Source organism: Pseudanabaena sp. FACHB-2040, from assembly GCF_014696715.1.
Lineage (GTDB): Bacteria > Cyanobacteriota > Cyanobacteriia > Phormidesmidales > Phormidesmidaceae > JACVSF01.
In genome coordinates this window covers 1-26,450 of record NZ_JACJQO010000006.1, presented here as the reverse complement: position 1 = coordinate 26,450, position 26,450 = coordinate 1, and the positions used below count along the sequence as shown (strand labels likewise).

Sequence of the window (26,450 nt, the reverse complement as noted above, 5' to 3'; positions counted from 1 at the left end):
TCAGCGATTACCCAACCCCCACTTCTAAATTTCTCATGGCACACCTCGCCCAACGCCACTCTCAAAACGCAGCAGGCGATCTCTATGTCGATACTACCTGTATTGACTGCGACACCTGTCGCTGGATGGCTCCCACTGTCTTTAAATCCGTAGGCGACCAGTCTGCGGTCTATCACCAGCCCGAAACCTCCGAAGAACGTCAGCTAGCGCTGCAGGCGCTGTTATCTTGCCCTACTGCTTCGATCGGTACGGTTGCGCCGCCAAAAGATATCAAAGCGGCGCAGCAAAGTTTTCCGATTGAGATTACCGACGGTATCTACCACTGTGGCTATCACTCAGAAGATTCTTACGGGGCCGCTAGCTACCTGATTGAACGACCCGACGGCAATGTTCTGGTGGATTCGCCCCGCTTTACTGCGCCGCTGGTCAAACGGTTAGAGGCCTTGGGCGGCATTCGTTATCTGTACTTGACTCACCGAGATGATGTTGCCGACCACCGCAAGTTTCAGGAACACTTTGGCTGTCAGCGGATTTTGCATGTCGATGAGATTTCCCGCAGCACTGAGGATGTTGAGATCCAGCTGAAGGGTACCGATTCCTTTTTGTTGGCCCCTGATCTACAGATTATTCCGGTCCCGGGGCATACGAAGGGCCATACTGTTTTGCTCTATCGCAACAGCGTTCTCTTTACCGGCGATCATCTGGCCTGGTCGCCTGCTCTAGGCCATCTCCACGCTTTTCGTCGGGCCTGTTGGTATTCTTGGCCGACTCTAATTGAGTCTATGAAAAAGCTGCTCGACTACTCTTTTGAGTGGGTGCTGCCCGGTCACGGCAGGCGCTACCACGCCGATGCGGTGACGATGCATGAGTCGCTGATTCAATGTATTGCCTGGATGGAGACAGTGGCTTAAGTGAACTGTTGAGGTGCGTGCCTCTAAAGAAGGAGGTTTAGCTCAAAGCCTATCTGCTACTGTCCCAGTATTTGAGGCTAACTAGCATGACGTATCCTCCGGCTCCCTGGAATCTCAATGGGTCTGCTCTGGCCACTTTTCACTTGGTGGATGTAGAGCGGGTGCGGCCTCTGATTCCGGCAGAGTTGTCTATTGTGTCGGTCTTTCCCGGCAAAACGTTGGGGATTGTTTACTTCTCGACCTACACGCGAGGTTCGGTGCTTGAATACAATGAGCTGATCGTGCTGCCTGCCCTGTTGACCTATAAGGGCAAGGTGGGTCCTTGGATCTCTCACATCTATGTAGATAATGCCGATTCTGTGGAGGGTGGGCGCGAAATTTGGGGACTGCCCAAACAGCTAGCCGAATTTACCTGGTCGGACGCGGCAGTGAAGGTTTATCAGGAGGGACGCGACCTTTGCTCTCTATCGTTTCAATCTACCTGGATGCAGCTTCCGGCAGAACTTCAGCCTAGTTTGATGGGGCTGGTTTTTACGCAAGTCGGCTCGGCTCTGACCTGGTTTGATGCTCAGTTTCAGACTCAGCCTGCCGTGATCAGCGGGCATCTGACGGTTCCTGCCAGCAGCCCGTTCAAAGCGCTGGATTTGTCTCAGCCCTTCTTATCGGTATCGGCTACGGATCTGAAGGTTAAGATCCAGTCCCCTGTCTAAAAGCTGATCTGCGAAGGCAAGCTTTTAGTGCGACTCTTAGCCTTAATCTGCTTGTGCTCCCTTTAAACAAGAGGGGAAGCGACACCTGATCTGACAAAAAAGCAAAAAAAATGTCTGACCCCTAAAAGCCCCCTGGGGTCAGACATAATTACCTGTAAGGACGCTTTTCTTGCAGAAGCCCCATTCAACCAATGCCCCCTTTAGCAGGCCGCCTGGGATATCCGCTTTGCGTTCTTCAGAATTGAATCTATTGTCATCTGAGGCTGGCTAAATAGCGTCGAGGGAACTACGCAATCTAAAGAGGATTGGATGGGTGGGTGCGATCGCATAATCGGTGAAACTACTCAAGGCAACAATCACTCTACAGAAGTACCATCTAGCCCAGCAAATGTAGACTTCTTAGCGGGTTTGGCAGCTGCTTCATTAAGAGGGGTCAAGAGGCTGAACCTTTGCCAGAGATAGGTTTAAACCTGCGGGAGGGAGAGGAAGACCAGGGCAGTTCCAACCCTTTCTTCCTCTCCCTCCCACTAAAGAGTATCAATCAGCCTTAAGCAGGGACAGTCTCAGCTGCTTACCCCTACTGGCTAGATACTGCTTCTACTGCTGCTGCAGCCGATCGATGTTGCTTATCTCGGGGCTTACTTTATCTAGATAGGTGTCACCAACGGCTTGAGGGAAGTTGTTGGCCCCACCACGACCGTAGTTAAAGTTGCGGAAGGTTTCGTTGATACCCATGTCGGCGTTCTCTGAGGAACGAGTTCCAAAACGATTGGGGTCGCTGCCGTAGCCGCCGCCGAAGCCAGTACCCTGTCCTTGTCCGTCAGTGCGGATTCGTTGGATGGTTTCGGAGGTGGTGGGGGTAGCACCGCGCTCAGGATTTACTTCATCAACGATGGCATCGCCAACTTCACCAGGACGGCTCTGGTTCTGAGCACCAGGCTGATTCAGATTTTGAACTTGACCGGGGGTGGTCAACGGGCTTGGGGTATAGATGTTGTTGCGACCGTCCATTTCCATCTGACCGCCCATTGGGCTTTGTATGCGGCCATCAGTTCTGCCATCGATGCTTTCGATGGTGGTAGGGGTATTGCCCCGCTCAGGATTTACTTCGTCGATGATGGCGTCACCAACGTTGCCCTGGGCCTGAACGTCTGAATCGGGCTGGGTTTGCTCTCTAGAGTTGCTTTCGGGGCTGCGGTATTGGAAAATGCTGTCAGCTTGAGCTGGCAGTACAGCTGCCAGGCTAGCTAGGGTTAGAGTACCAGCAGCAATTGATAGTGCTCGGTTAAATTTCATGTGGCTTTCTCCTAAAAGGTCTTGAGTGCAAGCGATCATCGCGTGACCGCATCTGCTTTTCTCTTTTGTTTCGCTTGATACAGTCTAATGCTGTAGATATGTTTAAGTCAGTGGAACTAAAGGATGAAATAAATGCCTCTAGTTAGCCGTTGGAAGTAGCCTAATGGAGAAGATTTGAGGCTTTCCTCCAGAAGGAATAGGAGTCATAAACTAGTGGGGGGAGCGGAAATGTGATCATGCCTTCTTTTGGGAAGATATTGATAGCTAAATAAAGTGAAATAATTATAAAACTATTGTTCTGAAAAAGGGAATAATGCTTCTTACGAATAAGCTTAAGTGTTTAACTGCCCAGAAATAACTGGCCGAGCTGAGGGGCTATTGAACTGTTTAATCGACCAGACCGCAAAGTATTTTGTTGGGCTGGCTGAAAATGTAGCTCGAAAAGGGAAGCCCTTCAGGCTCTGAAGGAACTAATCTAATACCTCGCTAGGGTTTCCAAAGCAAAGGCCCCCAGAAATCAAGTTCTCTGGGGGCCAACATGGCCTTACTTTATTGTCTTCTTCGAGGGGAATTAGTAGCCTCTTTGTAGACGCATTACATTAGAACGCTCAGGACCCATGTTGCTGTTGTAAACGTCACCGACGTCACCTGCCTCGGCAGTATCCATTCTGTCAGGGAAGCCAGTTTGATTGGTAGTACTACCGGGTCGATTCATACCACCATTGTTTAAGGTGTTGCCGCTGCCGCTGCCATCAATGCGCTGAATGGTGTTGGGAGTGTTGTTAGGAGCGCTGTTAGGATTGGTGTTAGGAGTGTTGCTCTCTTCAGGACGTACGTCGTCGCGATAAACATCGCCTACGCTGCCGCCGCTGCTGCCACTGCCTGCTGGGTTGCTTTGAGCTAGAGATTGGGCGGGCAGAATTGCAGCCATGCCTAGTAGAGTCAGACTACCGACAGCGAGTTTGAGAGTCTGGTTAAGTTTCATATGTTTCTCCTTAAGGTGTTGAACCTGAGATATTGAAGTAGAAGCAGTCGACGAACTTTAATTTTTCGCGTTCGCAAAGTCTAGCGTGGAAGTTAGGCCGGAGTTATAGAACTAAAGGCGTAAATCGAGGTCTGCAGTAAGTCTGTAGAGATAGCCTGAGAGAAGGGTTTTAAGGCAGTTGCCTAGAAGGAATGCGATTCGTGAGTTGGTAGAAAGAATGAAAGTGTATTTGTCTCCACTCTCGGATAGATTTTGATAAATTGATGGGTGTGGATAGCGTATTAACCTATTGCTTTGAAGTAGGAAGCAATGTCTTTTTTAGAAGAGTTTGATTGGTTGAAGACTCAAAAGTGGATGGCTGAACTGGAGTGCTGGTTTAGTTGATTGACCGATCAGGCTGTAAAGAACTTTTCTGGATTGGCTGCAGATCACATGCGTAGAAAGGAGGGCTCGCTAGACTTTTGAGCGAATTGATTTAGCGCAAGAGGTCTGCGTGAGCCTGAAGGACTTAAAGATTCAGGACGAGTACCGCAGTGATATCTGTGATATCGTCGAGGGCTTATACCTCCCCTGCCTGGAGCGTGCTGTTGTGTATGACCGCACAGTGGGGTACTTTTCTAGCTCGTCGATAGCTTCTGTGGCGAGGGGTCTGACGGTATTTGTTCGAGCTGGGGGCAATGCGCCCAGTGGCCTTGCCGCAGCTATTGGCGGAGGACATTCAGACGAGTGGGAAGGGCTTGCAGCAGCGAGAAGCGGTGATCTTGGGACAGTGCTGCGATCGCATTCTGGCTGAGCATCCAGAGTTGGAGAAGTTGCGATCAACCACTCGGTTTGGGGTCAATCTGCAATATATTGTGCCTGATAGCCATTGCAGTCCAGGGATGCGGTGTTATTCCCCCCATGAGTGGGGGATAGGGTGTAATTTTTGCCTCAGCGTTTTTTAGAAGCCTGCGCTATGTATAGAGGCAAGCTAAGGAATGCGTAGGACGTAGCTCGAAAACTAGATTATGCTTAAAGACTTGCAATATTACGCAAGGAAGTTTGCGAAACTCAATGTTAATCGCAATAGGGAGCGAGGCAATGCACCACATAAGCCCGTTCTCCTGATTTCGCTGATTGAGATGATTGAGCAAGGCAAGATTCATCGTAATCAAATACCCCTATCGCCAGAACTAATTTCAACTTTTTTGAAATACTGGCGTGGTTTGGTAAGAACAGACCATCGCTCTGATATTTCGCTTCCTTTTGTGCATTTAACGGGGGATAAATTTTGGCATCTAACCTTTCACCCTGATAGTGAAGCCATAACAGCGACAGGGTTGGGCCGTAAAGGAGTCGCGGCAGTGAGGCGGATGCTCCAGTACGCCTCTTTAGATGCGGAGTTGTTTGATATTTTGAAAAACCCAGGGCAACGGATAACTCTTTTGAGAGTTTTGATCGATAGCTGGTTTTCAGGACAAGGTTCTCAGATTGAACAACTGGCGCTGATTGATGAGTTTGAGTCTGTGAAGCGGCAACTCCTTAGGGAAGGCGGTACAACCTACAGCGTTGAGGACTTGAATGACGAGGAGAACATTGTTGTTAGAAATGGTGCGTTTCGAAAAATTGTGGTATCGCTTTATGAACAGCGCTGCGCGTTTTGCAAACTAAGGATTGTCAGTGCTGATGGGCAAAATATTGTAGATGGGGCACACATTAAACCATTTTCAGAATTTAGAGATGATCGCTTTGTGAATGGATTAGCCCTTTGTAAGAATCATCATTGGGCCTTCGACCATGGTTGGTTTGGAATTGATGACAACTTTAAGGTATTAATTCCTCAAAATCGTTTTATAGAAGAATCAGCTGTGGGCAGTAGGGCAATGTCCTATTTTATGGGCGAATCAATTGAATTGCCTAGAGAGGAGAAGTTTCATCCAAACCTTGAGGCTTTAAAGTGGCATCGAAAAAGGTGGGATATTGTTTGATGCTTAATTTTGAATGGAATCCAAATTCATGCGGTACGACAAAGTTGACAAAGCTTATAGATTTCTTATAGAGAAAGAACAACTAGAAGATTCTTTCACCCTAGAAGAGCTTGCCGAAGCTACTGGTTGGGCAAGCTCTTCTTGTAAATCCTACCCTACTAAACGTTGGCATCAATATTTAGAGAGGAATGGAGACGAATATACACCAACTGGTATACGAACACTCAGTCTTGATGAATTTCGCACTGTTCATAGTCAAAAGTTACAACACATAAAAGATAACTCTAGTCTTGGAAGACTAATTCAGAAGTCGAAAGAGTTTGCTCTACTAGCAACATCTACTTATAACAATCCCTTCACTGCTTATAAAACTCATGGTTTTATAGTTCACATGGTCATTGCGTGGACTGCCTTGTTTCACGCAATCTTTGAAAGGGATAAGAAGGATTATTTTTACAGAGATAAGAATGGAGAAGTCAAGATAATTGATGATGAGGAAAAGGCTTCTGAATTAAGTGCTTGCTGCAAATCTTACTGGGGTGATAAAAAACCTCCAGAAAGAGTCAACTTAGATTTTCTAATTGGACTAAGAAACAAAATAGAGTACAGAAGCCTGCCAGAACTTGACCCAGCCGTATCTGGCCATTGCCAATCATGCCTAAGCAACTTTGAGGAATTGCTTGTTAATGAGTTTGGCAATACGTATACGTTAACCGGAAATTTGGCTATTGCATTGCAGTTAACTCGTACATCGCAGGACGCCCAAGTGAGTGCACTCAAGCAATTGCAAACGGAAAATTATAGCCTCGTCAGGAAGTATATGCAGGATTTCCAGAATAATCTGGAAGATGATTTGCTTTCGAATCAAAAATACAGATTGTCTGTTTTTCTTATTCCAAAACTTGGCAATCATGCACGCTCAGCAGGCATGGCTATCGAATTTGTAAACATGGATGATCTTTCAGAAGAAGAGCTTGAAAATTATCAGTAAGGAATTGCTTTCATAAAGCGGCTTGACAGCCCATATAAGTATAGGCCAAAGCAGGTGGTAGAAAAAATCCAAGGTACGGGTTTGTGCTTTAACGTAGCGGCTCATACTAATGCGTGGAAGAAATATGATGCTCGTCCTTGCAACAATGATCCGAAGTTTCGTGGGGAGTATGCTGGTTGGGTGCTCGGATTCGATGGCTATCTTTATACTGAAAAGTGGGTGTCCTTTCTAAAATCGGAAATTTCGTGATAGTAAGTAGCTAATTAAGAATCCGAAATTTCATCTACTAAATACAATTCCACAAAGGCTCTAGAAGCCTCAGGGCTAAGCTTTTTCAGAGCCCTAACAATTTCAACTACTGTTTCAGCTGTTGGGTCACGCTTCTCATTGACCCAGCGGTAAACATTATTGCGTTCTACATCCATAGCCACTGCCAAGGCAAACTGGCTAATGCTGTAATCCTCTAAAACCTGCTTGAGCGCTTGTCCTGCTTTCCCCATGCGCTCATCGTGTCAGAGAACCGCCATGCTGAAAACAGCCTACTGGTTGACAGTCTACCTTTAGGTAGTTTAGTATCCTCGAATCGTCCTAAAGGTTGACACTCTCATGCAAACTCAAGCTTTCATAGCCCAATCACCCGCTACATCCGAAACCGTAGGCGTCGAAATCTCGCTTAAGCTCTACACCTACCCTAAACCCGACCGCGAACCCGTCAAAATCCTCGTTATCGGCTCCAAAGAAGCCATCAACTCCATCATCCATACCCTTCACTATCACCGCTTTGCTGAAGTCTTCGAGTGGACCGACTACCTCCCAGCCCCTACCCCAGAGCGACCTCTCCAGACTCGCCCAGGGGAGGTGATGAAGGCGTTAGTGAAGTATTGTCGAGGCTGAGGAGGGAGGGGGTGGATGATTAGAGGATAGATGGGTGGGTAGGGGGATGTGAAATTTGAGGGCAAGTTGCTCCTTCTCAAAGCCCTAGCCCACCCGTCATCAGTTGTTTATGTCTCCAGTCTCCGGCCTCAGCCTGGTGCTTACCAAAAAAGCCGAAATCGCCGCACTATGCCAGCAAAACCAAGTTGCTAGGCTAGAACTTTTTGGGTCAGCCACTTGCGATCGCTTCGACCCACCCACCAGCGACCTAGACTTCCTTGTCGAGTTTGCAGTGGACACCCCCAAAGGAGCCGCTGATCGCTTCTTTGGATTAAAGCAAGGATTAGCAACAGTTTTCGGGCGCACTATTTGACTTAATAAAGTTGAAAACTGTTAAAAATCCCTACTTCTTAGAAGCAATCATCTCCACCCGAATTACTGTTTATGGAAATTGAGGTCAAATCGCTGTAGGTCAACAGTCGGCTGGTAGGAGGTTTGTAACGCTCAGTGCTTATCTCTACCCCGATCCACATCGAGTATGTCTAGGCTAAAACACTGCGCTCCTGTTAACCCACGATACTCACGACATTTTTAGAAGAAGCCAGCAGACCTATCAGTCAGTTCCCTATCCCATCAGAATGACGTTGTCTAAAACGTGAATAATGCCGTTATCTGCTTCGATGTCAGCGGCGATAACGGCGGCGTTTTTCACCTCAAAGCCTTCGGTGCCGTCAATGGGAATGGGTGCGCCCTCTAGGGAATCTACCTTGCCCATGCGGATTAGATCTGCTTGAGTGTATTTTCCAGCTGCAACATGAAAGGTCAAAATTCGGGCTAGCTGGGGCGGATTTTGCACCAGGGTTTGCACCGTTCCCGGCGGCAGCTTAGCAAAAGCCGCATCGTTAGGCGCAAATACCGTGAAAGGACCAGGGCTTTGCAGAGCTTCGACCAGATTAGCGGCCTGAACAGCGGCAACTAGGGTAGAGAAGCCTTCGGTGTTGACTGCGATGTCGACGATGGTAGGCATGGGGTTTGGGTGGATGGGTGGGTGAGTGGATGAGTGGGAGGGTGAATGAGTGGAAGGGTGAGAGAAATAGGGAGTTTTTCCTTAGATACCCATCTACCCATCCACTCATCTACCCCTCTACCGATATTCCTGCTGCTGAATGGCCCGCAGGCGAGCTTCAGGGCGAAGGAAACGATCCATTTGGGCTTCGAAGAATTGGCGGTTGGCCTGAAGATGGCGAGGGTTGGGATCGTCTAGGGGGTAGAGTAGGGCGGCGCGCAGGGCTTGGATAACGGCTGAGGTGACGTTGTACATGGAGCGCTGGAAGGTGATGCCGAGCTGAATCAGCATGTCGTCTTCGCCTCGGCAGTAGTCTTGGTAGTAGTCGAGCAGATACTGGGGCAGGAAGTGGAGCATGTCCTGCATCAGCAGGGTGGGGGGGATGCCAGCACTGCCGACAGGGAACACATCGGCGTAGAGAATGCCGTAGTGGAAGTCGTTTTGATCATCGGGCACCTGCTTGGCCTGGGCGTTGTAAGATTTGGTGCCTCGGAAGGGGGAGGTGCGGTAAAAGACGGCTTCGACGTAGGGTAGGGCGGCTTCGTAGAGCCAGGTGAAGGCTTTGGACTTGGGAACTAGCTCGTAGCACTCATCGCCGATATAGACATGGTGGTAGATGGGGCGACCTGCTACAGCGAAGATGCCGTTGACTAGGAAATTCATGGCGTCGGGGACGCCTTTGAAGCCGCCTTCGTCGTAAATGTCTGACATCTCGAAGAAGACGGGGGCCATGACTTCCCAAAACAGGCCGAGGTTGGCGTAGTAGGAGAGTTCACGGCACTTTTCGTAGAACATTTCGGGGAACAGCTTGTGCAGTCCCAGCATGGCCGGATTGCCTTTGAAGTAGGCGGCGATGGCGCGATCGCAATTCGTCTTATATTCGTCTGTGTAGAGAAAATCATTGAAGCGGCCGCCCATGTCTTGGTGCCACAGCATGGCCCGCATGCACTCTTCGGCAAACTCCATGTTGACCCGATCGTGCCACAGGTGGTGGAACAGTTTGGGCCAGTTCTGCTTGACCTCGCCTTTGGCCATGAATTCCAGCAGTTCTGGGTGAGCGCTGGCCTCGCCTCGCCAGATTTTTAGGTCGGCGGTGTCGCCTGCGTAGTGGTTGGGCAGGTCTAGATACTCTTGGGGCAGGAAGTACTTAAAGGCTGGGATGGGGTTGAGAAATACCCGCTCGGCAATGTAGAGCAGATCGCGCCAGTAAAAGTCCATCGGCACGGCATAGGCTTTGTAGATGCCGATGATCTGCATCAGGTTTTCGGGGGTGTCGGGCAGCATGGAGCCGCCAGCTTCGAGGCGATGGATGATGTCGGCGTGGGGATGGTTGGAGGGGGGGATGAGGGAGGGGGGAGGGGAGAGAAGGGTTGAGGTCATGGTTCTGTTGGGTGACGGGGTGGATGGGTGGGAGGGTGTGTCTTGCCTTTGATTGGGTGTTGGGGCGGAATGCGGGGGTTGGGATTTGTAGGGGTTGGAAGCGTGTTTTAGGAGGATATTTGGTGAAGAAGAAGCGGATGCGTGCGATCGCAATTTGTCTGTTCCGGCACCAGGGACGAATTTTGGTGAATGAGGGTTTTGACTCAGTCAAGCAGGAAACGTTTTTTCGGCCTCTGGGTGGGGGAATAGACTTTTGCGAAACGAGTCGGGATGCGATTGTGCGAGAGGTCCGGGAGGAGCTGGGGGCAGAGATTAGCGAGGTTCAGCTTTTGGGAGTGCTGGAGTCGATTTTTCTCTACCTGGGTGAGCCGGGGCACGAAATCGTTTTTGTTTACGATGCTCGCTTTGTCGATGCCTCCCTGTACGACCAAGAACAGCTGGCGGTGCAGGAAGGCGATCGGCGCTTCACTGCTACTTGGAAATCTCTAGCGGAGATGACAGGGCCAGGGCGGCAGCTGGTGCCTGAGGGCCTTGCAGCATTGCTTTGAGGTCAACTTGGTTAAAGCTCTCGGCCAGAGTCGCTGGTACCGCGCGCGAGACGGCAGTGACCATGGCTGAGGCAGTGCCTTCACTCCACTGCACCAGCCAGTTGGGCTGAACGCCTAAGAAGAGAATCAAAGCAGCCAGCACTAAGGCAGGGAAGCGCTCGGAAAACTCGACTTTAGGAAAGTAGGCAATGTCGTTGTCGAGGCGGCCAAAACAGGTGCGGTTGAGCAAAATCACGAAGTAAACGGCAGTGAGGCCAGTGCCGATGACGCACAGCAGCGTTTGCACCGGATACACTGCGTAGCTGCCCTGGAATACCAGAAACTCAGTGATAAAGCCTACCAAACCGGGAATTCCGGCGCTGGCCATGCCGCCCAGCACAAGCAGGGCGCTGGTCATTGGCAAGCCCCGAACCGGGTTCATCAAACCATTGAGCACGTCTAGTTCGCGGGTGCCCACCTTGGTTTCGACTACGCCGACTAGATGAAACAAAATCGCCAGGATAATGCCGTGGGAAACCATCTGGGACACTGCGCCGGTCAGAGCTAGGTCGGTCAGGGCCGCGCCGCCCAGCAGCACGTAGCCCATGTGGCCGATGGAGCTGTAGGCCACCATGCGCTTGATGTCTTTTTGTGCGATCGCAGTTACCGCCCCATAGAGCACGCTGATCGCTGCCCAAACCGCCAGGTAGGGAGCCAGCGTCGCCCACGCATCGGGAAACATGCCCAGACCAAAGCGAAAGATGCCGTAAGTGCCCAGCTTAGCCAACACTCCGCCCAGCATCATCGCCACCGGAGCCGAAGCTGCCACGTAGGTATCAGGCAGCCAGGTATGAAAGGGCACCAGCGGAATCTTAATGCCAAAGGCCACCAGCAAAAAGCCCAGCAGCACCAGTTGAGCCGTCATCGACAGGCCAGCGCCCATCAACGGGGCATAGGTAAAGTCGCTGCTGCCGCTCAGCCAGATTGTGCCTAAGAAAGCCGCCAGCATCAGCGCCCCCGACAGTGCGGTATAGAGCAAAAACTTGGTGGCCGCATAGATCTTGTTGCCGCCGCCCCAAATTGCAATCAGCAGATAGAGCGGCACCAGCTCAATCTCATATAGCAGGAAGAACAGCAGCAGGTTCTGGGCCATAAAAGCTCCGGCTACCCCACCACTGACCACCAGCATCAGCGCATAAAACAGGCGAGGCCGCTCAATGTTGGGGTGGCTGCTCCAGAGGGCAATAAACGTAATGAAGCTATTTAGCCCCACCATCAGCAGCGATAGACCATCCAAACTGAGTTCGTAGTTGAGGCCCAGCACCGGCAGCCAAGGTATAAACTCATGAAACTGAAAGCCCAGCGCCCCTAGCTCAAACTGAGTAAACAGCCAGATTGTCCAGAGCAGAGCAACACCCGCTACGGTCAAGGCCCCTGAGCGAGCCTGCTGCCCCGTCATCTTAATTGGGGCCAGACCAAGGATTAAAGCGCCTAGTAGCGGTAGGCAAAAAAGCGTACTTAGCATGGGTTCTTACCGCGAAGCAACAGTTAGGTCAGGGAGGGGAGACAGGTAGGTTGAGGTCGAGGTAGGGCAGGGAGCTTTCATAGCCTCAAGCGCAATTAAAAGGTGACAAAGGTCCGCATGATCAGGGGCAGGTAGTGCCAGCTCATGAATAGTCCAATCAGCACCACTCCACTCAAGATTGTCAGCCCGTAGAACGAGAAGCGGCCAGAGTTACCGTACTTAAGGGTTTCGCCGCCAAACAGAGAGGCCAGCCCTACAAAATTCACCAAACCATCCACCAGATAGCGATCAAGCCAGTCGGTCAGGCGAGAGAGCGTAGCAACTCCCAAGACAATTGTGTTGCGGTAAATTCTGGGCGTATAGAAGTCGTAGGCCAGCAGATTTTGCACTCGGCTCTGCACCAGCTTGGTCGGGTCTTTTACCATACGACCGACATAAAGCACCGATCCGAGGGCAGCCCCCAACACACTAGACCAGGTCAATAGCAGGGCCATGTCTTTGTTGAGCAAATCCCAGGCAGGCAGCATATCAAGGGCCTGAAGCACCATTGGCAGGTGCAGGGTAAAGCCTGCGCAGAGCGTCATCGGTAGCACCAGCAGCCACAGGGGCTCAGGCGCGCGCACCGTCATTTGCTGCTTGGAGCCGGCAAATATCAGACCAAAGACCCTAGCCAAACTGAAGGCGCTCAGCCAGTTAACGGTCAAAACAATGCCCACCAGGACTGCCTGATTGTTGCTCCAAAGCCCATCAGTTAGCTGCAGCAAAGCCCAAAATCCGCCCAGCGGCGGCAGAGCAACCATACCTGCAGCCCCCGCTAAGAAAGAGAGCCCAGTAACCGGACGACGGCTCCAGAGGCCGCCCATTTGGGTTAAATCTTGCGTAATGATATTAGAGATGATCGAGCCAGCTCCCATCAGCAGAGCGGCCATTGCCAGGGCATAGACCAGCACTAGCAGCAGGGCCGCATGGGTTTGGTGGGCTCCCACAGCAACAAAGACCAGGCCCATGTAGGCGCTACTGAGATAAGAGAGCACCCGCTTAATATCAATCTGAGCGATGGAAATCAGGCTGCCGCCCAGCGCAGTGATGGCTCCAATAGCAATGGTGAAGGCACAGGCGGTCGGTGAAAGGGCCAGCACTGGCTCCAGCTTGACCAGCACCCAGGCCCCAGTCGCAACTACGACTGAGTTTCGCAGGATGGTGCTGGGCAGCGCCCCTTCCATCGCTTCATCTAGCCACAGGTGTAAAGGAAACTGGGCGCACTTACTCATAGGGCCAGCCACTAGGCCAATGCCCAGTAGGGTAGCCAGGGTGGGATCGATCTGAGCTGTTTGAGCCCACTGAGCCAGTTCTTTAAAGTTCCAGGTGCCCGCCAGCGGGTAAAGCGCCAGCACACCCATCAACAGCACCAAGTCGCCTACCCGCTTGGTCAGAAAGGCATCTCTAGCACCCGTGACTACCAGGGATTGGTTGTACCAAAAGCCCACCAGCAGGTAAGTGCCCAGCGTCAAAATCTCTAGAATCATGTAGGCGAAGAAGAGCGAGTCGCACAGCACCAGCGCACACAACCCTCCCTCAAACAAGGCCATCAGCGCATAAAATCTGGCCCAGCCCCAGTCCATTTCCAGGTAGGCCACAGCATAGATTTGCGCCAGCAGGTTTAGCCCGGTCACTAGCACCAGCGCCCCCAAGGTCATAGCCGAAAACTCTAGGGGAATTGTCAGCTCTAAACCGGCCACGCTCAGCCAGGGAATCTCCAGGTACTGCGGTAGCTGCCCCCACACTTCTCTAAGGGCTAAGACGCTGTGAACAAAGGCCACAAAGGTGGCCAGGATGTTGACGTAGCCCGAAGGCCGGGGGCCAGTGCGACGGATGAAGGCAGGCGACCAGGGGATAGTCAGCAGTGTGCCAACTAGAGGGTAGAGCGGTATTAGCCAACTCGACTGAGCTAGTGATGGTGTCATGGGCGGCTTCTCTCAGCTCGAACAACACAGTGGAAATAGGTAAACTCGGGCAACTAGTGCGAACTAGCTAGTCAGCGCCAGCGCGATCGCAAACGCTACCGCTCAGCCTGCCTCTCCAGCAACGGCCAAGATTTATAAGATTTAGCTAGGTATATCTAAAACTCTTTGAGATAGATTTAGGTCTATCTTTGTAGGAGTATAGCGGGATATTAACCAGAGATCTAGGGTATTGATTGACTAAATACAATAAGAATTCTGCTTATGATTGATTAGGGCCAATAATCAATTATGAAAATGAGCGGCTGTGCTTAGGCCTGAGTTTCGGCCATCTCGATAATGCTGTCGTAGTCAAAGGCTGCTACTCGCTTTTTCAGGTCTTCAGCTAAGGCGGCATAGTCTTCTGGAATCTGCTGAATCTGCTGGTTCAAGACATCGGCATCGGCTTGAATCGCGGCCTGGTATAGGCGGGTCAGCCAGTCTGAATCGAGCTGTGCTAAAAGGGCAGGGGTGATCTGCGCTTTCTGGCTGTCGCTAAGGGTGGGTGTGGCAAGGCTGGGCGAGTTTTCGTAGCAATATTCAACACCCAGGTATTCGGCTAGTTTATCAAAAATGTCGTGCTCGTAGAAGGGCTTGTGGACAAAGGCATCACAGCCTGCGGCCAGCACCGCCTCTCGCTTGTCCTCGAAAACGCTGGCGGTTAGGGCAACAATCACCGGAGGATGGGGCATGGCCTTGATCCGGCGAGTGGCCTCGTAGCCGTCCATCACGGGCATACGCATATCCATCCAGATGAAGTGGGGAGACCAGGCAGCGGTGAGTGCGATCGCATCTTCGCCGTCCACCGCTTCTCTGACCTCGAAGCCTACCTGCAGCAGTAGAGAGCTGATTACCCGGCGGTTGTCGGGGTGGTCGTCTACTACCAAGATCCGGTAGCTGGGCTGATGAGGCAGCAGCGCCACCACTTTGCGAACAGGCGTGATCTGCTGTTCAGGCTGCCGGGCCAACCCTACCTGAATGCAAAACTGAAAGCAGGTGCCCTCTCCTAGCAGGCTCTTGACCTCAATATTGCCGCCCATGAGCTGGATAAACTGACGGCTGATAGCTAGCCCCAAGCCGGTGCCGCCTTTGCTGTGGTCAATGTTTCTAGATTGGATAAAGGCATCAAAAATCGTTTCTAGATCTGTTGAGGGGATGCCGCTGCCGGTGTCTTCAACCTCAAACTGGAGGGGAAACCGGGCCGGATCGGCAGCGGTATCGTGGGCGTCTGCTGGCACTGCTCCAGGGCTGACTCGCAAAGAAACACGGCCCTGCTGGGTAAATTTGAGCGCATTGCCTAGCAGGTTAATCAAGACCTGACGCAGCTTGCCCTCGTCTGCTCGCACATACTGGGGCACCTCAGGGGCGCGCTCAAACACCAACTGCAGGCCCTTCGACTCGGCCCGCAGCTTAAACATATCTTCCAAAGCCGACAAAAACCCGTACAGATCCAGCGTTTGCTCGTTGAGCATGACCCGACCGGCTTCGATCTTTGACATCTCCAGCACGTCGTTGATCAGCGCCAGCAGATGTTCGCCGCTGCGGTTGACGATTTTGAGGTTAGTACGGTGCTCGTGGTTGAGTCCGGTATCGCGCAGCAGCAGTTGGGCAAAGCCAATAATGGCGTTGAGCGGCGTGCGCAGTTCATGGCTCATATTGGCCAAAAATTCGCTCTTGGCCCGGTTGGCGGCGTCAGCGGTTTCTTTGGCCTCCTGCAGGGCGGCGGTGCGCTGCTGTACCCGGTGCTCCAAGTCCTCATTACTCTTTTCTAGCGCCCTGAAGGATTGGCGCAGCTGGTTGCCCATCTGGGTAAAAGACTGCACCAGAGCCTCAATTTCTTGAATGCCGCGCGTCTGCACCCGCAGATCTAGGTCAGTGCTGCCCTGACGATTACGGGCGCGCTCGACCATGGTCTGGCTCACCTCACTGAGCTGCAAAATGGGCCGGGTGATGCGCTGGGAGGTGAAAATGCCGACAAGGGTTGCGATCGCAAGCGCCCCCCCACAAAGCAAAATCGTAGTTCGAGTATTGGCCGCGATCTGCTCCATAAAGTCAGCCTCGGGCACCACCACCACAATCAGCCACTCAATGCCCCGCTGATCGGCAAAGTTAGCCACCTGCACAAACTGCCGCCGACCCTCAAACTTAAAATCCAGTTGAGTGTGATCCGTTAGATCCCTCAAGCTAACCGACTGGGCAATAAACTCTGCTGTCCCCTGAGTCAGTGGGTGGGCACTTTCTGTTGCCGTGATTCGCTCTAGACGTTCATTGCCCATCACCCGGTAGGGCTTTTCTCCAGTCGAAGTTGCCACCAGCCGACCGGACGTGTCCATAATAAAAGCTTGGCCCGACTTGCCGATTTCAAGGCTCTCTAAAAACTGGCCGATGTCATCGAGAGAAAAATCTACGCCCGTCACCCCTAGCAGGTTGCCCGCCTGGTCATATACCGGCAAAACCGCACTCAAAATCAGCTGCGGCACCCCAATGGCCGGATAGATATCGCTCCACATCGCCCCTTTTTTGCTGGCAGCGCCCCGATACCAAGGTCGCGATCGCGCATCGTAGATGGTTTTACTAACCCGATCTAGATTGAGCCGTTTGCCCTGAGTATTGAGGCTATAGTAATAACCCAAAAAGTCGGTAGACGGATCATTGACCACCACCTGCGAGTGGTCTTCTGGGGTTTGTGTGATGCCAATAAAAGAGCCACTTGTCGCATCCCCAAAGTAGATCCAGGTGAAGTCGTCTAAGTACTGGATCTGCTGCCAGAGATACTGTTCGCTAGCCGCGTCCTGCGTCCTTAGATCGCCGCGCCGCACCGCATCAGCATTAATCTGGTTGATCAGGTGGGGAATGTTTGAGTGGTCAGCCAACCGCTCTCGAATCCGCTCAGACACCTCCCGTCGCAGTTGGGAAGCCACCTCGTTCACTGCCCGCTGCCCATTGAGCAAAGAAACGTAGCCCGTCAGCCCCACAGCTACAAAAATCTGCAGCACAAACGGAATAACCAGCACCGAACGCAGCGAAACTTTTCCCGGCAATTCGCCAACTCTGGACTGCAGCCCTTTTCCCGGCATGGCTTGTCTGGACAATGGTCTTATAGATGAACGCTAATCATAAACCCTACCACCCGCTCCACCATTGGTTATTACACAAAGCTGCAATGTGAAATTTTGGTGTTGTTAAGAGTGAGGAGCGGAGGGGCAGGGGAGCATACTACTTTCCCATCTCCCCCACCTTCTCCATCATCCCTATTACCCCATCTCCCTAGCCCCTCATCTCCCTAGCTCTCCACCCTGATCCACTCCCCTGCTCCAATTGCCACAAAAAAGCGGAGGCAGTCTTGCCTCCGCTGGTCTTGTCGGTCAAAAAACCGCTTATAGAATCCGGAAAATAAACGGGTACTGAAAGACCTTGCTAGGGACTTGCAGAGACTGCCAAATAGCCCAAATCGGCAGAATAATCTGCACCACAAACAGGATTGCTAGCAGCGGTATGCCAATTAGAAAAAAGGTGAGGACCCCAAAAATAATGCCGTAGAGCCAGACATTAAAGTGGAAGTTCAACGCTTCCCGAGCATTATCCTTAACGATAGGATCCTCTGATACCAGAAAGATAGCCAGGGGCAGTCCTGCTGACAATATCAGAGCCGAGAAAAAGATAGAGCCGTGGCTGAGCGCAGATAAGAGCTTGCGCTTGTCGTTGTCATAGATAGAGTTCATTTTGACCTCCCATAAAGTACGGGGCAACAGTGGTGCCCCCTGTTCAAAAGCAGGCTATTAACCGCCTTGAGGCTGTAGCTCAGCAGTGCGCACCGAAATTATTTGAGTTTGTCTGCCGCGCTGCACCTTGACGCGCAAAGCTTCACCAATCCGGCTGTTATCCACTTTGTTTTGAAGCTGATCGGCGCTCTTGATAGCTTCCCCGTCAATCTCCAAAATTACATCTCCTCGACGCAGCCCTGCATCTGCCGCAGGAGTATCTGGCATCACTCGCACAATGAGTACTCCTTCAACCTCGGGCAGCACCATTCCCGAATTGATATCTTCATTATTGCGCTTGGCAATTTCGGCGTTCAGTGTGGCAATCTGTACACCCAGGTAGGGGTGAGCAATCGATTCGCCCCGCACCAGCCGGTCTTTGAGATCTTTGGCCTTATTGATGGGAATAGCAAAGCCAATCCCCATTGCATCAGCTCGAATCGCTGTGTTGATGCCGATTACTTCTCCATACTGGTTGACCAAGGGGCCGCCAGAGTTGCCGGGATTAATTGCAGCATCGGTTTGAATGAACTCCAGCCGCTTGCCGGGAATGCCGACCGAGGCACTAGACCGCTTCAAGGTGCTGATGATGCCCAAGGTAACAGTGTTGTCTAGGCCGAGAGGGTTGCCTACAGCAATAGCCCAGTCGCCCACTTCTACGCTGTCGGAGTTCCCTAGACTCGCAATAGGTAGGTCTTCGTCATTAGACTCAATTTTGACCACAGCTAGGTCAGTGACTTCATCGACCCCTTCAACTGTTCCTTCAAAGCTGCGGCCATCTTTTAAGGTAACTACGACCCGATCAGCCCCGTTTACCACGTGGGCATTGGTCAAGATATCTCCAACGCCGTCAATGATAAAGCCTGAGCCTTGTCCCCGCAGCCGCTCCTCCTGGGGAATACGCTGAAATCCCTCAGAGCCAAAAAAGCCCCGAAAAAACGGATCGTCATAGAACATATCCGGCACGTTTCGGACTACAGTCTTTTCGGTATCGATCCGCACCACTGCAGCACCAACTTTGCGAACTGCGGCAGCGACAAAGCTCTCATTGGCAATGGCCGCCTCGGCCGCTGACTGGGCAGCCGCAGGGAGAGAAAAGGCCGTAGAGACAACCATCAGACAGGCCAGGCCAAAGGCCAACAGACGACCTACTTGCTTCCAGACACGGTTTAACACCTTGCAAGCCCCTTACATCTAACTCACAACAGGTTCAAAGGCAGCTAGCAGCTCGTAGAGTTTCAGGATCCAAGCCTACGTCAGGCGTAAATTTAGCTATCCAAACCCAAGAGCTGGGGTGAAAACTGCCAACTATAGGGAATTGTGTCACGATTGAACTGGTGACAGGGGGTGAAATCTCCTAAGGGAAAGTGGTGTATTTCCCGTACAGTAGTTACCGGATTAGAAACTAATTTCCGTCGTACCCGCTTGTTATACCGCCATTTGTCGTACCGATTATTGTCATACTCAAGGCGATGAGTCAGTCTTTCATTCGTTCTCTTTTGCAATCAAACCCGGCTAACCGTTGGGCTCAGACAGGCCGCCATCTGAGTATGGGGGCTGCTTTGCTCACGGCTGCAGTGGTCTTCGGCTGTGCTCCCCAAGCTACCCGAGAGGCTAACCAGCAATCTTACGAAGCTCAGCTCGCCAATCACCTCAAAGAAACTGGCGCTACTATGTATGGAGCTTACTGGTGCCCCCACTGCGCTGAACAAAAGGAGATGTTTGCCGGAGCAGTTGAGCAAGTTCCCTATGTGGAGTGCGATCCCAGCGGCCAAGATCCACAACCCCAGCTTTGCCAGGAAAAAGGAATTCCGGGCTACCCTACTTGGGAAATCGACGGAGAGCTTTATTCTGGCACCCGTTCTTTAGAAGAGCTGGCTGAGCTTTCAGATTTTCAATCAACCCAGTCCCCCTAGGGCTCATCGTAAACCTCCTTTCCTATGACCCTATCCAAACGCCCCTCTCTCCCAGAAGATACTGTGCCCAACTCCAAACATGCAGCTGAGACGGAGCCTTATCCTCGTACTGGCAATGAGCACGGCCTTTTGGAAAGCCTGCCGGGTACGGTCGGATATGCCCACGGGGTTCATCCCCATGTGCACGATCCCGAGTCGTTGCGCCGAATTATCAACCGGCTAGCCCGGATTGAAGGTCACATTCGCGGTATTAAAACAATGGTGCAGGAGAGTCGTCCTTGCCCGGATGTGCTGGTGCAAATTGCTGCTGTTCGTGGGGCGCTTGATCGGGTGGCCCGCATTATTTTGGACGAGCATCTGACGGAGTGCATTAGTCGAGCCGCAGAAGAAGGCAATATTGAGGATGAGATCAAACAACTCAAAGCTGCACTGGATCGGTTTTTGCCCTAGGCCCGGTATTGATCGCCTGGGTTAACAGTGACCTAGGGAGCAGTGCCAGAGCCTATGTGGGGAATCGGTAAAAGGTTCGCCAATTTCACTAGCTGCGGTGAAAGAACCGAACCCGCCCGACCAGTTTCCTCTGATAGTCTGGAATTAATTATTTCGAAGGGTGCTGAGTCAGGAGGTCGCCGGGCTGGCTGAGCTGTTTAATAGGCAGCTTATACAGGGGCTAAAGCCTTTGATTTTCTCAGCTTCTTGTCTGAGTCATGTTTAGTTAGCACGTAGCAGGAGGGAATGGAATGGCTGCCACTGACTTCAAAGACTATTACGCATTACTAGGGGTCAGTCGGTCTGCCAGTGCTGACGAAATTAAGAAAGCTTTTCGTAAGCTGGCCCGTCAGTATCACCCCGATGTGAACCCTGGGGACAAGACCGCCGAGGCTCGATTTAAGGAAATCAACGAGGCCTACGAAGTTCTCTCTGATACGGATAAGCGTCAGAAGTATGACCAGTTTGGCCGCTATTGGCAGCAGGCTAGTCGGGCTGGCGGTGGTGGCGGCTATGCGGGTACTCCGGGGGACTATGGCGGGTTTGACTTTAGCTCCTACGGCAGTTTTGATGAATTTATTAATGAGCTGCTAGGGCGCTTTGGCAATGGGGGCTTTGGTAGCCCTGGAGCGGGTACGGCAGGACGGTCTTACTCCTATCGCACCTCGCCGGGATCGCCGGGGTTTGGCACAGGCTTTGGCGGCAACGCTGGAACTGCAGCCTCGACTTCTTTTGATCAGGAGGCCAGCCTGAATCTGAGCCTTAGTGAGGCTTTTCATGGGGTGACTAAGCGGCTGCGGATTGGCTCTGAAGAGGTGGAGGTGCGAATTCCGCCGGGGGCTAAGCAGGGCAGCAAGGTGCGGCTTAAGGGTAAGGGGCAGCTAAATCCTTACAACCAGCAGCGGGGAGATGTGTACTTAGTGGTCAATCTCCAGACCCACAACTTCTTTAAGTTTGAGGGGGACAATCTGGTTTGTGAAGTCCCGATCGCACCGGATGAAGCGGTGCTGGGCGGCAAGCTAGAGGTGCCTACGCCTGATGGTGGGGTGACGATGAATCTGCCTGCGGGTATTAAGTCGGGCCAAACACTACGGCTGCGAGGCAAAGGCTGGCCTAGCCCCAAAGGCGAGCGTGGCGATCAGTTGGTGCGGGTGGTGATTACGCCGCCCAAGCAGCTCACGGCCGAGGAAAAGCAGCTCTACGAGCAGATCCAGGCCCAGCGCAGCGAAAATCCCCGTGGCGGTCTTACTAGCATTCGCCTGTAGGCGTTGTGCAATAGTTCTTCTAATCAAGTTGCGCTCAGGCGATTAAATCCTGGGCGCAACTTTTTTGGGAGAATTTACTCAATCAGCAGGTGCTTAATGAGAACTGCCATCCACTGGCTGTCTTTGCCGCTGGGAATGGGGTCGCTCCAGTCGTCGGGGTCTGCGTAGTGGAGGGTGTGCAGGTGCTTGATGGTGCGGTCAAGCACCTCCAAACTGCCGTAAAGCACGTTGGTAATCTTCTCGCGTTTGGGCTTGCGCTTGGTTGATTGGGCAGGTGGAACTGTGGGCGGCTGAGCACCCAAATCGTTTGATTGAAACATGTGGTTCTGGTCCCTATGTAGTGTGAACTAGGAAACCAGAACTCACTTTCCTAGCAGCCCCGTGGTTGTGTGCAATCGGGGCGGCAGGGGAGGTAAACTGACCTCCAAGCCTCCGAACTGCTCTGATCAGCTTCGGGGGAACAGTCGCCTGCTTGTGCAGCTAACACTTGCAGGCGGCGCTAAGTCGATGAGTTCTGTGTCTAGGCTGCCGCGCACGACAGCTTAATGACTGAGAATACGGTGTGCCCTAAGCATGAGTCAACCGTATTGGAGAATTTTGTTTTGTGCTGGAGTCGGGGTTTACTTGGGACTGGAAAAGTGAAGTTGTGTCGTGGAGAGTTGTGCCACCATCTCCGTCCGTGACGAAACCCCAAGCTTACGAAACATTCGCTTTAAAGCCTGCTTGACAGAATTTTCGGTAATCCAGAGTTCATTGCCGATTTCTGCATTGGTTCGTCCTAGGGCAACTAAGTTGGCAATCTGCAGCTCACGTGGAGTTAATTGCTTAGTGCTAGACAGTTGATGCTGAGGCTTTGGAGTTGCGATTTGCGCGAATCGCACAGTTGCAGTCCAAACAGATAGGTGCAAACAGATGGCACTCAGATCCGCTAAATCTTGGGTGTCAAAGGCAGGCATTGATTTTTCGCGGGTACAGCCCACTGCGCCAACTAGTTGACCGCGATCGACGATCGGCCCTGCCATCACATGCCAGTGATCGGGACGTGGACAGATTAATTTCCAGGCTTTGGGCGTTGTCACCAAGCCCTCATGGATGGGGGTATGGTGTTCTGCAAGGTAGCGCGCTACAGGATTGTGTTCAAGGGAGAGGGCAATAGTCAGAACGTTTTGAAGCTTTTGGTCGGTTAAAAGCTGGTCAAAGAAAAAGACCCCTGATCGCTTGGCGGCAAAGTGCTCACCAATTTTTGGAGCGAGGTGCGATCGCAAGCCGTCTTCATCCTGTGCCTGATGAATTTCTTCAAATAAAAGCTTCAAGGAAGTTGGCATGGTGGCAAAAAGAGTACTCGATCGAGGACTATGCGCGGTGGGTTGCCATTCCTAGTATAGGGATAGATTTAATCGCAACCGCCACAAGGAGATGAATCCATGACTGACTCACAAAAGCACATCATTGGTTTGGTTTTTTATCCTGGCATGACGGCACTTGATATAGTAGGACCACAGCAGGTTTTTAGTGCGCTTCCCGGTGTCGAACTTCATCGTATTTGGAAAACGCTAGACCCGATCAAAACCGATGATGGAATGGTGCTTTTGCCTGACACCACCTTCAAAGATTGCCCGCTCTTGGACGTTATCTGTATCGGTGGCGGCTTAGAACAAATGGCAGTCGTAGATGATCTAGAGGTGCTTGAATTTTTGCGGAAGCAAGGTAGCACGGCAAAGTTTATTACTTCTGTGTGCGGCGGATCAGAGTTTTTGGCGAAAGCTGATTTATTACAGGGCTACCGAGCCGCGACGCATTGGGCGATGCGCGACCACCTTGTAAAGCTAGGTGTTAAGGTTGGAATCGAGCGCGTAGTCGTCGATCGCAATCGCATTACGGGTGGAGGTGTGACAGCAGGAATTGATTTTGGTCTGACGATCGCCAGCATCTTGTGTGGTGAAGAGATCGCAAAAATTATTCAACTATTGATAGAGTACAATCCCGCCCCACCCTTTGATGCCGGTTCACCCGAAAAAGCGGGAACTGAATTGGTCGATAAAGCAATGTTATTTATGCAGAGGATATCAAGTTTAGAACTCGCACAACAAGTAAGCTGACATGACTACAAATTTGGAAGCAGATCTCAATATTGCCGCCATAAGCTGGATAAAACGTGGTTTTTACGCGACTTCAGTCGTTTTTAATGTTTGCTTAATTGCTCAAGTATTAACAGTTGGCATTGCCTACTTCACAGATCCTGCCTGGTGGAATGTTCATGTGTGGCTCGTGCGAGGGTTTAGTGGAGTATCGCTAATATTGCTGGCAGGGGCGTTGCTTGCTCCATTCTCGGGCGCAATTCGAGCGCTTACTATTAGTTTGCCCGTGTTGCTTGGGCTCCAGTTTTGCAGCATTCACCTTAAGACGCCTCTTCACCTAGAGGTGCTTCATCCTTTGATTGGATTCACGCTATTCTATGTTTCTTCAAGCCTTGTGCATCGTGTATCGCGTGAGGTGTTTAATAAGTCAGATGCTGTAGCCAAATCTTAGGAGAAACTTGTTTCGCATCACAATTATCTCTAGAATTTGGGCGTCCGCAGCAGCGATGCTCCTAATTTCTACCTCGCTCACAGCATCCCTTATTTGTGGCTACCTGTAAGAGGATGTTTTGGAGCATTTGAGATTGAAGAGCCTGCTTGGTAGTCTTGATTCAGTTAACTTGAGAAATGCAACGGTGGTGAATAGTGAAAACCGATCCCGTTCTGCACTTTTTCTGCGGAAAAATGGCATCAGGAAAGACAACGTTATCAAAGAAGCTAGCCTCAGAGCATAACGCCATTCTTATCAGTGAAGATATCTGGTTGTCGAAGTTGTACCCAGAAGAAATTAGTACCTTCGATGATTATTTGAAATATTCGTCACGCTTAAAATCTATAGTCTTTCAGCACGTACAAGATATTTTTGCACAGGGAATATCTGTTGTTTTGGATTTTCCAGGGAATGTTCCTTCTCAGCGACAATGGTTTCGTTCAATATTTGAAGCAGCGGGAGTGAATCATGCGCTTCATTACATTGTTGCGTCCGATCCCTTATGCAAAGAGCAATTGCGGAAACGAAACGCTGAACAGCCTGAAGGTTCGATGGTTATGTCTGAGGCAGAATTTGACTACATCACCTCATACTTCAAGCCACCGACGGCAGACGAAGGTTTTAACATCATCAAATACGATCCCGATCAAAGGGTTCGTTGAGATGGCAAAAACCTAACCACTCTGTTGCATGCCGCCCGTATAAGGGCAACCATTGGTGTGAAAAGCTCTGGTGGTGTGTGAGTAGAAGCTTTGTTTGTAAAATACACTGAGTCTTTCAATTTATGAGGATTTTGTGCGATGCAAGAAATGACAGCATTACTTAGCATTGGTACAGCGCTCGCTGTTGGCGCTGCAAGTCCGGGTCCAAGCTTTGTCATGGTGGCTCGCACAGCTATTGCTGCGTCGAGAGTTGAGGGCATCTGTGCTGCTCTTGGAATGGGTGTCGGTGGGCTGGTTTTTGCAACGGCTGCTTTGCTCGGGTTGCATGGGCTTCTCTTAGCGATTCCGTCACTTTACTGGGTACTTAAGGTGGTCGGAGGTCTATATCTTGCATATTTAGGTCTACAGATTTGGCTGAACGCAAAGAAGCCATTAATTAGCAGTGAAATCGAACCAATTTCAGCTGCTACAACAACTATTCGAGCTTTTATTTTGGGGTTGACGACTCAACTTAGTAATCCTAAAACTGCTGTCGTGTATGCGAGTGTTTTTGCGGCTTTTCTACCTACTGAGTCGTCACCTGTATTCAATCTCAGTGTTGCAGGTCTTATTTTTGCAATCGAGACGGTATGGTATACCTGGGTTGCTCTTGTTCTTTCCTCAAATATCCCTCGTCAAGCTTACTTGCGCTATAAGGCTTGGCTTGATCGAGCAGCGGGAGGAGTCATGATTGCTTTAGGGTTTAAGCTCGTTGCATCTGCTGAAAACCCGTAATCTAAGCATTACGCCCAGCCATTACTCCGCCATCTATGTTCCAGATGGCTCTAGTTACCCAAGATGCTCGTTCAGAGAGTAGAAAAGTTATCGCTTCTGCAATATTCATTGGTTGTCCAATGCGCCCGATTGGGTGAAAGTTGTTAAAACCCTGTAGCGTTGTGTGAATTTCTTCTGGTTCGATAAAAGCTCCATAGATAGGAGCTTCTACCACTGCGGGGGCGACGGCATTAACGCGAATTTGATGCTGAGCAAGTTCCATCGCTAAATGCTGCGTGAAAGAGTGCAAACCTGCTTTTGCCATTGAGTAAGCAGACGAAGGTGTAGCTAGAATAGCTTGATGTGCCCACATTGAGCCAATGTTAACTATTGCGCCGCCTTGCCCATGCTCAACCATATTACGGACAGCCCGCTGGGTAGCAAAGAAGGTTCCGTAGTTGATATCGAGGTAGCGAGCGTAGTCCGTCTCAGAGTGATCAAGAAATGTCTTCGGTAGAAAAACGCCAGCAGAATTGACAAGGTAATGTATATCAGGCAACTCAGAAGCGATGCGTTCAACCAATCGGGCTGTATCTTTGCGATCGCAAACATCTGCCTGCCACGTTTGCACATCACCAAACTGCTTTAAATAGGATGCTGTCGCCTCGAGTTTTTCAGAATTTGGTAGTAAGGAATAGTAATGGTTAAGAACGCAAAGAGGCATTGTAATGATGCACAAAATACCAAATTGCACCAACGTGGTTACTCAACTTTTTGGAGAACGACAAGGTCTTACGAACTAAGC

General features: G+C 51.1%; 28 protein-coding genes and 1 pseudogene. 15 read left to right on the top strand and 14 right to left on the bottom strand.

Translation table 11 applies throughout. The annotated features are described in order from the left end of the window. Positions 1-35: 35 nt before the first annotated feature. Both H6G13_RS09615 and H6G13_RS09610 read left to right on the top strand, forming a co-directional pair. Positions 36-911, top strand: coding sequence for an MBL fold metallo-hydrolase (locus tag H6G13_RS09615; protein ID WP_190482995.1), 876 nt, complete (start codon positions 36-38; stop codon positions 909-911). An 86-nt stretch (positions 912-997) separates the two neighbouring features. Then, entirely contained in the window at positions 998-1,621 is a 624-nt protein-coding gene (locus H6G13_RS09610; protein ID WP_190482994.1) for an acetoacetate decarboxylase family protein, read from the top strand. 597 nt (positions 1,622-2,218) lie between these two features. On the opposite strand, the gene H6G13_RS09605 is transcribed toward H6G13_RS09610, so the two are convergent. Together H6G13_RS09605 and H6G13_RS09600 are read right to left on the bottom strand one after the other, a co-directional pair. Continuing rightward, a complete protein-coding gene (locus H6G13_RS09605; RefSeq protein WP_190482993.1) occupies positions 2,219-2,917 on the bottom strand; it encodes a hypothetical protein in 699 nt (232 codons plus the stop codon). A 571-nt stretch (positions 2,918-3,488) separates the two neighbouring features. After that, the gene (locus tag H6G13_RS09600) at positions 3,489-3,902 is read right to left on the bottom strand and encodes a hypothetical protein (protein WP_190482992.1); all 414 of its coding nucleotides are present in this window, start codon (positions 3,900-3,902) and stop codon (positions 3,489-3,491) included. Positions 3,903-4,395: 493 nt separating this feature from the next. On the opposite strand from H6G13_RS09600, the gene H6G13_RS09595 reads away from it, so the two are divergent. The 3 genes from H6G13_RS09595 (at position 4,396) to H6G13_RS09585 (ending at position 6,860) form a co-directional block, all read left to right on the top strand. Next, positions 4,396-4,695 (top strand): hypothetical protein, encoded by a 300-nt coding sequence (locus tag H6G13_RS09595; RefSeq protein WP_190482991.1) that lies wholly within the window; start codon positions 4,396-4,398, stop codon positions 4,693-4,695. 214 nt (positions 4,696-4,909) lie between these two features. Continuing rightward, positions 4,910-5,869, top strand: coding sequence for an HNH endonuclease (locus H6G13_RS09590; protein ID WP_190482990.1), 960 nt, complete (start codon positions 4,910-4,912; stop codon positions 5,867-5,869). 28 nt (positions 5,870-5,897) lie between these two features. After that, positions 5,898-6,860 carry a DUF3644 domain-containing protein gene (locus H6G13_RS09585; RefSeq protein ID WP_199305832.1) on the top strand — a complete coding sequence of 321 codons (963 nt, stop codon included), beginning with the start codon at positions 5,898-5,900 and terminating at the stop codon, positions 6,858-6,860. 263 nt (positions 6,861-7,123) lie between these two features. Here H6G13_RS09585 and H6G13_RS09580 read toward each other — a convergent pair whose 3' ends face one another. Then, positions 7,124-7,360 carry a helix-turn-helix transcriptional regulator gene (locus H6G13_RS09580; RefSeq protein WP_190482989.1) on the bottom strand — a complete coding sequence of 79 codons (237 nt, stop codon included), beginning with the start codon at positions 7,358-7,360 and terminating at the stop codon, positions 7,124-7,126. A gap of 106 nt (positions 7,361-7,466) precedes the next feature. Between H6G13_RS09580 and H6G13_RS09575 the strand changes: the two genes are divergently transcribed. After that, positions 7,467-7,754 (top strand): hypothetical protein, encoded by a 288-nt coding sequence (locus tag H6G13_RS09575; RefSeq protein WP_190482988.1) that lies wholly within the window; start codon positions 7,467-7,469, stop codon positions 7,752-7,754. A 109-nt stretch (positions 7,755-7,863) separates the two neighbouring features. Next, positions 7,864-8,106 carry a nucleotidyltransferase domain-containing protein gene (locus H6G13_RS09570; protein WP_190482987.1) on the top strand — a complete coding sequence of 81 codons (243 nt, stop codon included), beginning with the start codon at positions 7,864-7,866 and terminating at the stop codon, positions 8,104-8,106. 252 nt (positions 8,107-8,358) lie between these two features. On the opposite strand, the gene H6G13_RS09565 is transcribed toward H6G13_RS09570, so the two are convergent. Together H6G13_RS09565 and H6G13_RS09560 are read right to left on the bottom strand one after the other, a co-directional pair. After that, complete coding sequence (locus tag H6G13_RS09565; protein ID WP_190482986.1) at positions 8,359-8,760, bottom strand: fasciclin domain-containing protein; 402 nt, start codon at positions 8,758-8,760, stop codon at positions 8,359-8,361. 117 nt (positions 8,761-8,877) lie between these two features. Continuing rightward, on the bottom strand, positions 8,878-10,179 hold the full coding sequence (locus H6G13_RS09560; RefSeq protein WP_190482985.1) for a CO2 hydration protein: 1,302 nt from the start codon (positions 10,177-10,179) through the stop codon (positions 8,878-8,880). 122 nt (positions 10,180-10,301) lie between these two features. Between H6G13_RS09560 and H6G13_RS09555 the strand changes: the two genes are divergently transcribed. Beyond that, complete coding sequence (locus H6G13_RS09555; protein ID WP_190482984.1) at positions 10,302-10,727, top strand: NUDIX domain-containing protein; 426 nt, start codon at positions 10,302-10,304, stop codon at positions 10,725-10,727. Here H6G13_RS09555 and H6G13_RS09550 read toward each other — a convergent pair. The 5 genes from H6G13_RS09550 to H6G13_RS09530 form a co-directional block, all read right to left on the bottom strand. Beyond that, on the bottom strand, positions 10,651-12,231 hold the full coding sequence (locus H6G13_RS09550) for an NADH-quinone oxidoreductase subunit M (RefSeq protein ID WP_190482983.1): 1,581 nt from the start codon (positions 12,229-12,231) through the stop codon (positions 10,651-10,653). The genes H6G13_RS09555 and H6G13_RS09550 overlap by 77 nt on opposite strands. 95 nt (positions 12,232-12,326) lie before the next feature. Then, a complete protein-coding gene (locus H6G13_RS09545; protein ID WP_190482982.1) occupies positions 12,327-14,195 on the bottom strand; it encodes an NAD(P)H-quinone oxidoreductase subunit F in 1,869 nt (622 codons plus the stop codon). Between the two features lie 308 nt (positions 14,196-14,503). Further along, positions 14,504-17,308: an ATP-binding protein gene (locus H6G13_RS09540; protein WP_190482981.1), complete on the bottom strand. Its 2,805-nt coding sequence runs from the start codon at positions 17,306-17,308 to the stop codon at positions 14,504-14,506. A gap of 300 nt (positions 17,309-17,608) precedes the next feature. Beyond that, complete coding sequence (locus H6G13_RS09535) at positions 17,609-17,953, bottom strand: DUF4870 domain-containing protein (RefSeq protein ID WP_190482980.1); 345 nt, start codon at positions 17,951-17,953, stop codon at positions 17,609-17,611. 57 nt (positions 17,954-18,010) lie between these two features. Continuing rightward, a complete protein-coding gene (locus tag H6G13_RS09530) occupies positions 18,011-19,108 on the bottom strand; it encodes an HhoA/HhoB/HtrA family serine endopeptidase (RefSeq protein ID WP_190483222.1) in 1,098 nt (365 codons plus the stop codon). Positions 19,109-19,464: 356 nt separating this feature from the next. Between H6G13_RS09530 and H6G13_RS09525 the strand changes: the two genes are divergently transcribed. The 3 genes from H6G13_RS09525 to H6G13_RS09515 all read left to right on the top strand — a co-directional run bounded on the left by H6G13_RS09525 (position 19,465) and on the right by H6G13_RS09515 (position 21,662). After that, the gene (locus H6G13_RS09525) at positions 19,465-19,908 is read left to right on the top strand and encodes a hypothetical protein (RefSeq protein ID WP_190482979.1); all 444 of its coding nucleotides are present in this window, start codon (positions 19,465-19,467) and stop codon (positions 19,906-19,908) included. Positions 19,909-19,932: 24 nt separating this feature from the next. Continuing rightward, positions 19,933-20,358: a metal-sensitive transcriptional regulator gene (locus H6G13_RS09520; protein WP_190482978.1), complete on the top strand. Its 426-nt coding sequence runs from the start codon at positions 19,933-19,935 to the stop codon at positions 20,356-20,358. A 290-nt stretch (positions 20,359-20,648) separates the two neighbouring features. Next, positions 20,649-21,662, top strand: coding sequence for a DnaJ C-terminal domain-containing protein (locus tag H6G13_RS09515; protein WP_190482977.1), 1,014 nt, complete (start codon positions 20,649-20,651; stop codon positions 21,660-21,662). A 74-nt stretch (positions 21,663-21,736) separates the two neighbouring features. On the opposite strand, the gene H6G13_RS09510 is transcribed toward H6G13_RS09515, so the two are convergent. Both H6G13_RS09510 and H6G13_RS09505 read right to left on the bottom strand, forming a co-directional pair. Next, positions 21,737-21,982 (bottom strand): hypothetical protein, encoded by a 246-nt coding sequence (locus H6G13_RS09510; protein WP_190483247.1) that lies wholly within the window; start codon positions 21,980-21,982, stop codon positions 21,737-21,739. A 300-nt stretch (positions 21,983-22,282) separates the two neighbouring features. Beyond that, on the bottom strand, positions 22,283-22,987 hold the full coding sequence (locus H6G13_RS09505; RefSeq protein ID WP_190482976.1) for a LuxR C-terminal-related transcriptional regulator: 705 nt from the start codon (positions 22,985-22,987) through the stop codon (positions 22,283-22,285). 99 nt (positions 22,988-23,086) lie between these two features. Here H6G13_RS09505 and H6G13_RS09500 point away from each other — a divergent pair, with 99 nt between their 5' ends. From H6G13_RS09500 to H6G13_RS09485, 4 genes are all read left to right on the top strand, one after another. Beyond that, positions 23,087-23,761, top strand: coding sequence for a DJ-1/PfpI family protein (locus tag H6G13_RS09500; protein ID WP_190482975.1), 675 nt, complete (start codon positions 23,087-23,089; stop codon positions 23,759-23,761). A 1-nt stretch (position 23,762) separates the two neighbouring features. Beyond that, positions 23,763-24,191, top strand: coding sequence for a DUF6220 domain-containing protein (locus H6G13_RS09495; protein WP_190482974.1), 429 nt, complete (start codon positions 23,763-23,765; stop codon positions 24,189-24,191). Positions 24,192-24,385: 194 nt separating this feature from the next. Next, positions 24,386-24,892 (top strand): AAA family ATPase, encoded by a 507-nt coding sequence (locus tag H6G13_RS09490; protein WP_190482973.1) that lies wholly within the window; start codon positions 24,386-24,388, stop codon positions 24,890-24,892. Between the two features lie 138 nt (positions 24,893-25,030). Beyond that, positions 25,031-25,666, top strand: a complete 636-nt coding sequence (locus tag H6G13_RS09485) for a LysE family translocator (RefSeq protein ID WP_190482972.1) — start codon at positions 25,031-25,033, stop codon at positions 25,664-25,666. Between the two features lies 1 nt (position 25,667). Here H6G13_RS09485 and H6G13_RS09480 read toward each other — a convergent pair whose 3' ends face one another. Both H6G13_RS09480 and H6G13_RS09475 read right to left on the bottom strand, forming a co-directional pair. Next, on the bottom strand, positions 25,668-26,369 hold the full coding sequence (locus tag H6G13_RS09480) for an SDR family oxidoreductase (protein WP_190482971.1): 702 nt from the start codon (positions 26,367-26,369) through the stop codon (positions 25,668-25,670). Then, positions 26,350-26,450 (bottom strand): annotated as a pseudogene (locus H6G13_RS09475) (IS1 family transposase); the annotation flags it as partial. The pseudogene H6G13_RS09475 and the gene H6G13_RS09480, both read right to left, overlap by 20 nt.

Bases quoted from the DNA above. Each gene is read 5' to 3' on its own strand.
- H6G13_RS09615 (WP_190482995.1), top strand. From the start codon at position 36: ATGGCACACCTCGCCCAACGCCACTCTCAAAACGCAGCAGGCGATCTC.
- H6G13_RS09610 (WP_190482994.1), top strand. From the start codon at position 998: ATGACGTATCCTCCGGCTCCCTGGAATCTCAATGGGTCTGCTCTGGCC.
- H6G13_RS09605 (WP_190482993.1), bottom strand. From the start codon at position 2,917: ATGAAATTTAACCGAGCACTATCAATTGCTGCTGGTACTCTAACCCTA.
- H6G13_RS09600 (WP_190482992.1), bottom strand. From the start codon at position 3,902: ATGAAACTTAACCAGACTCTCAAACTCGCTGTCGGTAGTCTGACTCTA.
- H6G13_RS09590 (WP_190482990.1), top strand. From the start codon at position 4,910: ATGCTTAAAGACTTGCAATATTACGCAAGGAAGTTTGCGAAACTCAAT.
- H6G13_RS09585 (WP_199305832.1), top strand. From the start codon at position 5,898: ATGCGGTACGACAAAGTTGACAAAGCTTATAGATTTCTTATAGAGAAA.
- H6G13_RS09580 (WP_190482989.1), bottom strand. From the start codon at position 7,360: ATGGGGAAAGCAGGACAAGCGCTCAAGCAGGTTTTAGAGGATTACAGC.
- H6G13_RS09575 (WP_190482988.1), top strand. From the start codon at position 7,467: ATGCAAACTCAAGCTTTCATAGCCCAATCACCCGCTACATCCGAAACC.
- H6G13_RS09570 (WP_190482987.1), top strand. From the start codon at position 7,864: ATGTCTCCAGTCTCCGGCCTCAGCCTGGTGCTTACCAAAAAAGCCGAA.
- H6G13_RS09565 (WP_190482986.1), bottom strand. From the start codon at position 8,760: ATGCCTACCATCGTCGACATCGCAGTCAACACCGAAGGCTTCTCTACC.
- H6G13_RS09560 (WP_190482985.1), bottom strand. From the start codon at position 10,179: ATGACCTCAACCCTTCTCTCCCCTCCCCCCTCCCTCATCCCCCCCTCC.
- H6G13_RS09550 (WP_190482983.1), bottom strand. From the start codon at position 12,231: ATGCTAAGTACGCTTTTTTGCCTACCGCTACTAGGCGCTTTAATCCTT.
- H6G13_RS09545 (WP_190482982.1), bottom strand. From the start codon at position 14,195: ATGACACCATCACTAGCTCAGTCGAGTTGGCTAATACCGCTCTACCCT.
- H6G13_RS09540 (WP_190482981.1), bottom strand. From the start codon at position 17,308: ATGCCGGGAAAAGGGCTGCAGTCCAGAGTTGGCGAATTGCCGGGAAAA.
- H6G13_RS09535 (WP_190482980.1), bottom strand. From the start codon at position 17,953: ATGAACTCTATCTATGACAACGACAAGCGCAAGCTCTTATCTGCGCTC.
- H6G13_RS09530 (WP_190483222.1), bottom strand. From the start codon at position 19,108: ATGGTTGTCTCTACGGCCTTTTCTCTCCCTGCGGCTGCCCAGTCAGCG.
- H6G13_RS09525 (WP_190482979.1), top strand. From the start codon at position 19,465: ATGAGTCAGTCTTTCATTCGTTCTCTTTTGCAATCAAACCCGGCTAAC.
- H6G13_RS09520 (WP_190482978.1), top strand. From the start codon at position 19,933: ATGACCCTATCCAAACGCCCCTCTCTCCCAGAAGATACTGTGCCCAAC.
- H6G13_RS09515 (WP_190482977.1), top strand. From the start codon at position 20,649: ATGGCTGCCACTGACTTCAAAGACTATTACGCATTACTAGGGGTCAGT.
- H6G13_RS09510 (WP_190483247.1), bottom strand. From the start codon at position 21,982: ATGTTTCAATCAAACGATTTGGGTGCTCAGCCGCCCACAGTTCCACCT.
- H6G13_RS09505 (WP_190482976.1), bottom strand. From the start codon at position 22,987: ATGCCAACTTCCTTGAAGCTTTTATTTGAAGAAATTCATCAGGCACAG.
- H6G13_RS09500 (WP_190482975.1), top strand. From the start codon at position 23,087: ATGACTGACTCACAAAAGCACATCATTGGTTTGGTTTTTTATCCTGGC.
- H6G13_RS09495 (WP_190482974.1), top strand. From the start codon at position 23,763: ATGACTACAAATTTGGAAGCAGATCTCAATATTGCCGCCATAAGCTGG.
- H6G13_RS09485 (WP_190482972.1), top strand. From the start codon at position 25,031: ATGCAAGAAATGACAGCATTACTTAGCATTGGTACAGCGCTCGCTGTT.
- H6G13_RS09480 (WP_190482971.1), bottom strand. From the start codon at position 26,369: ATGCCTCTTTGCGTTCTTAACCATTACTATTCCTTACTACCAAATTCT.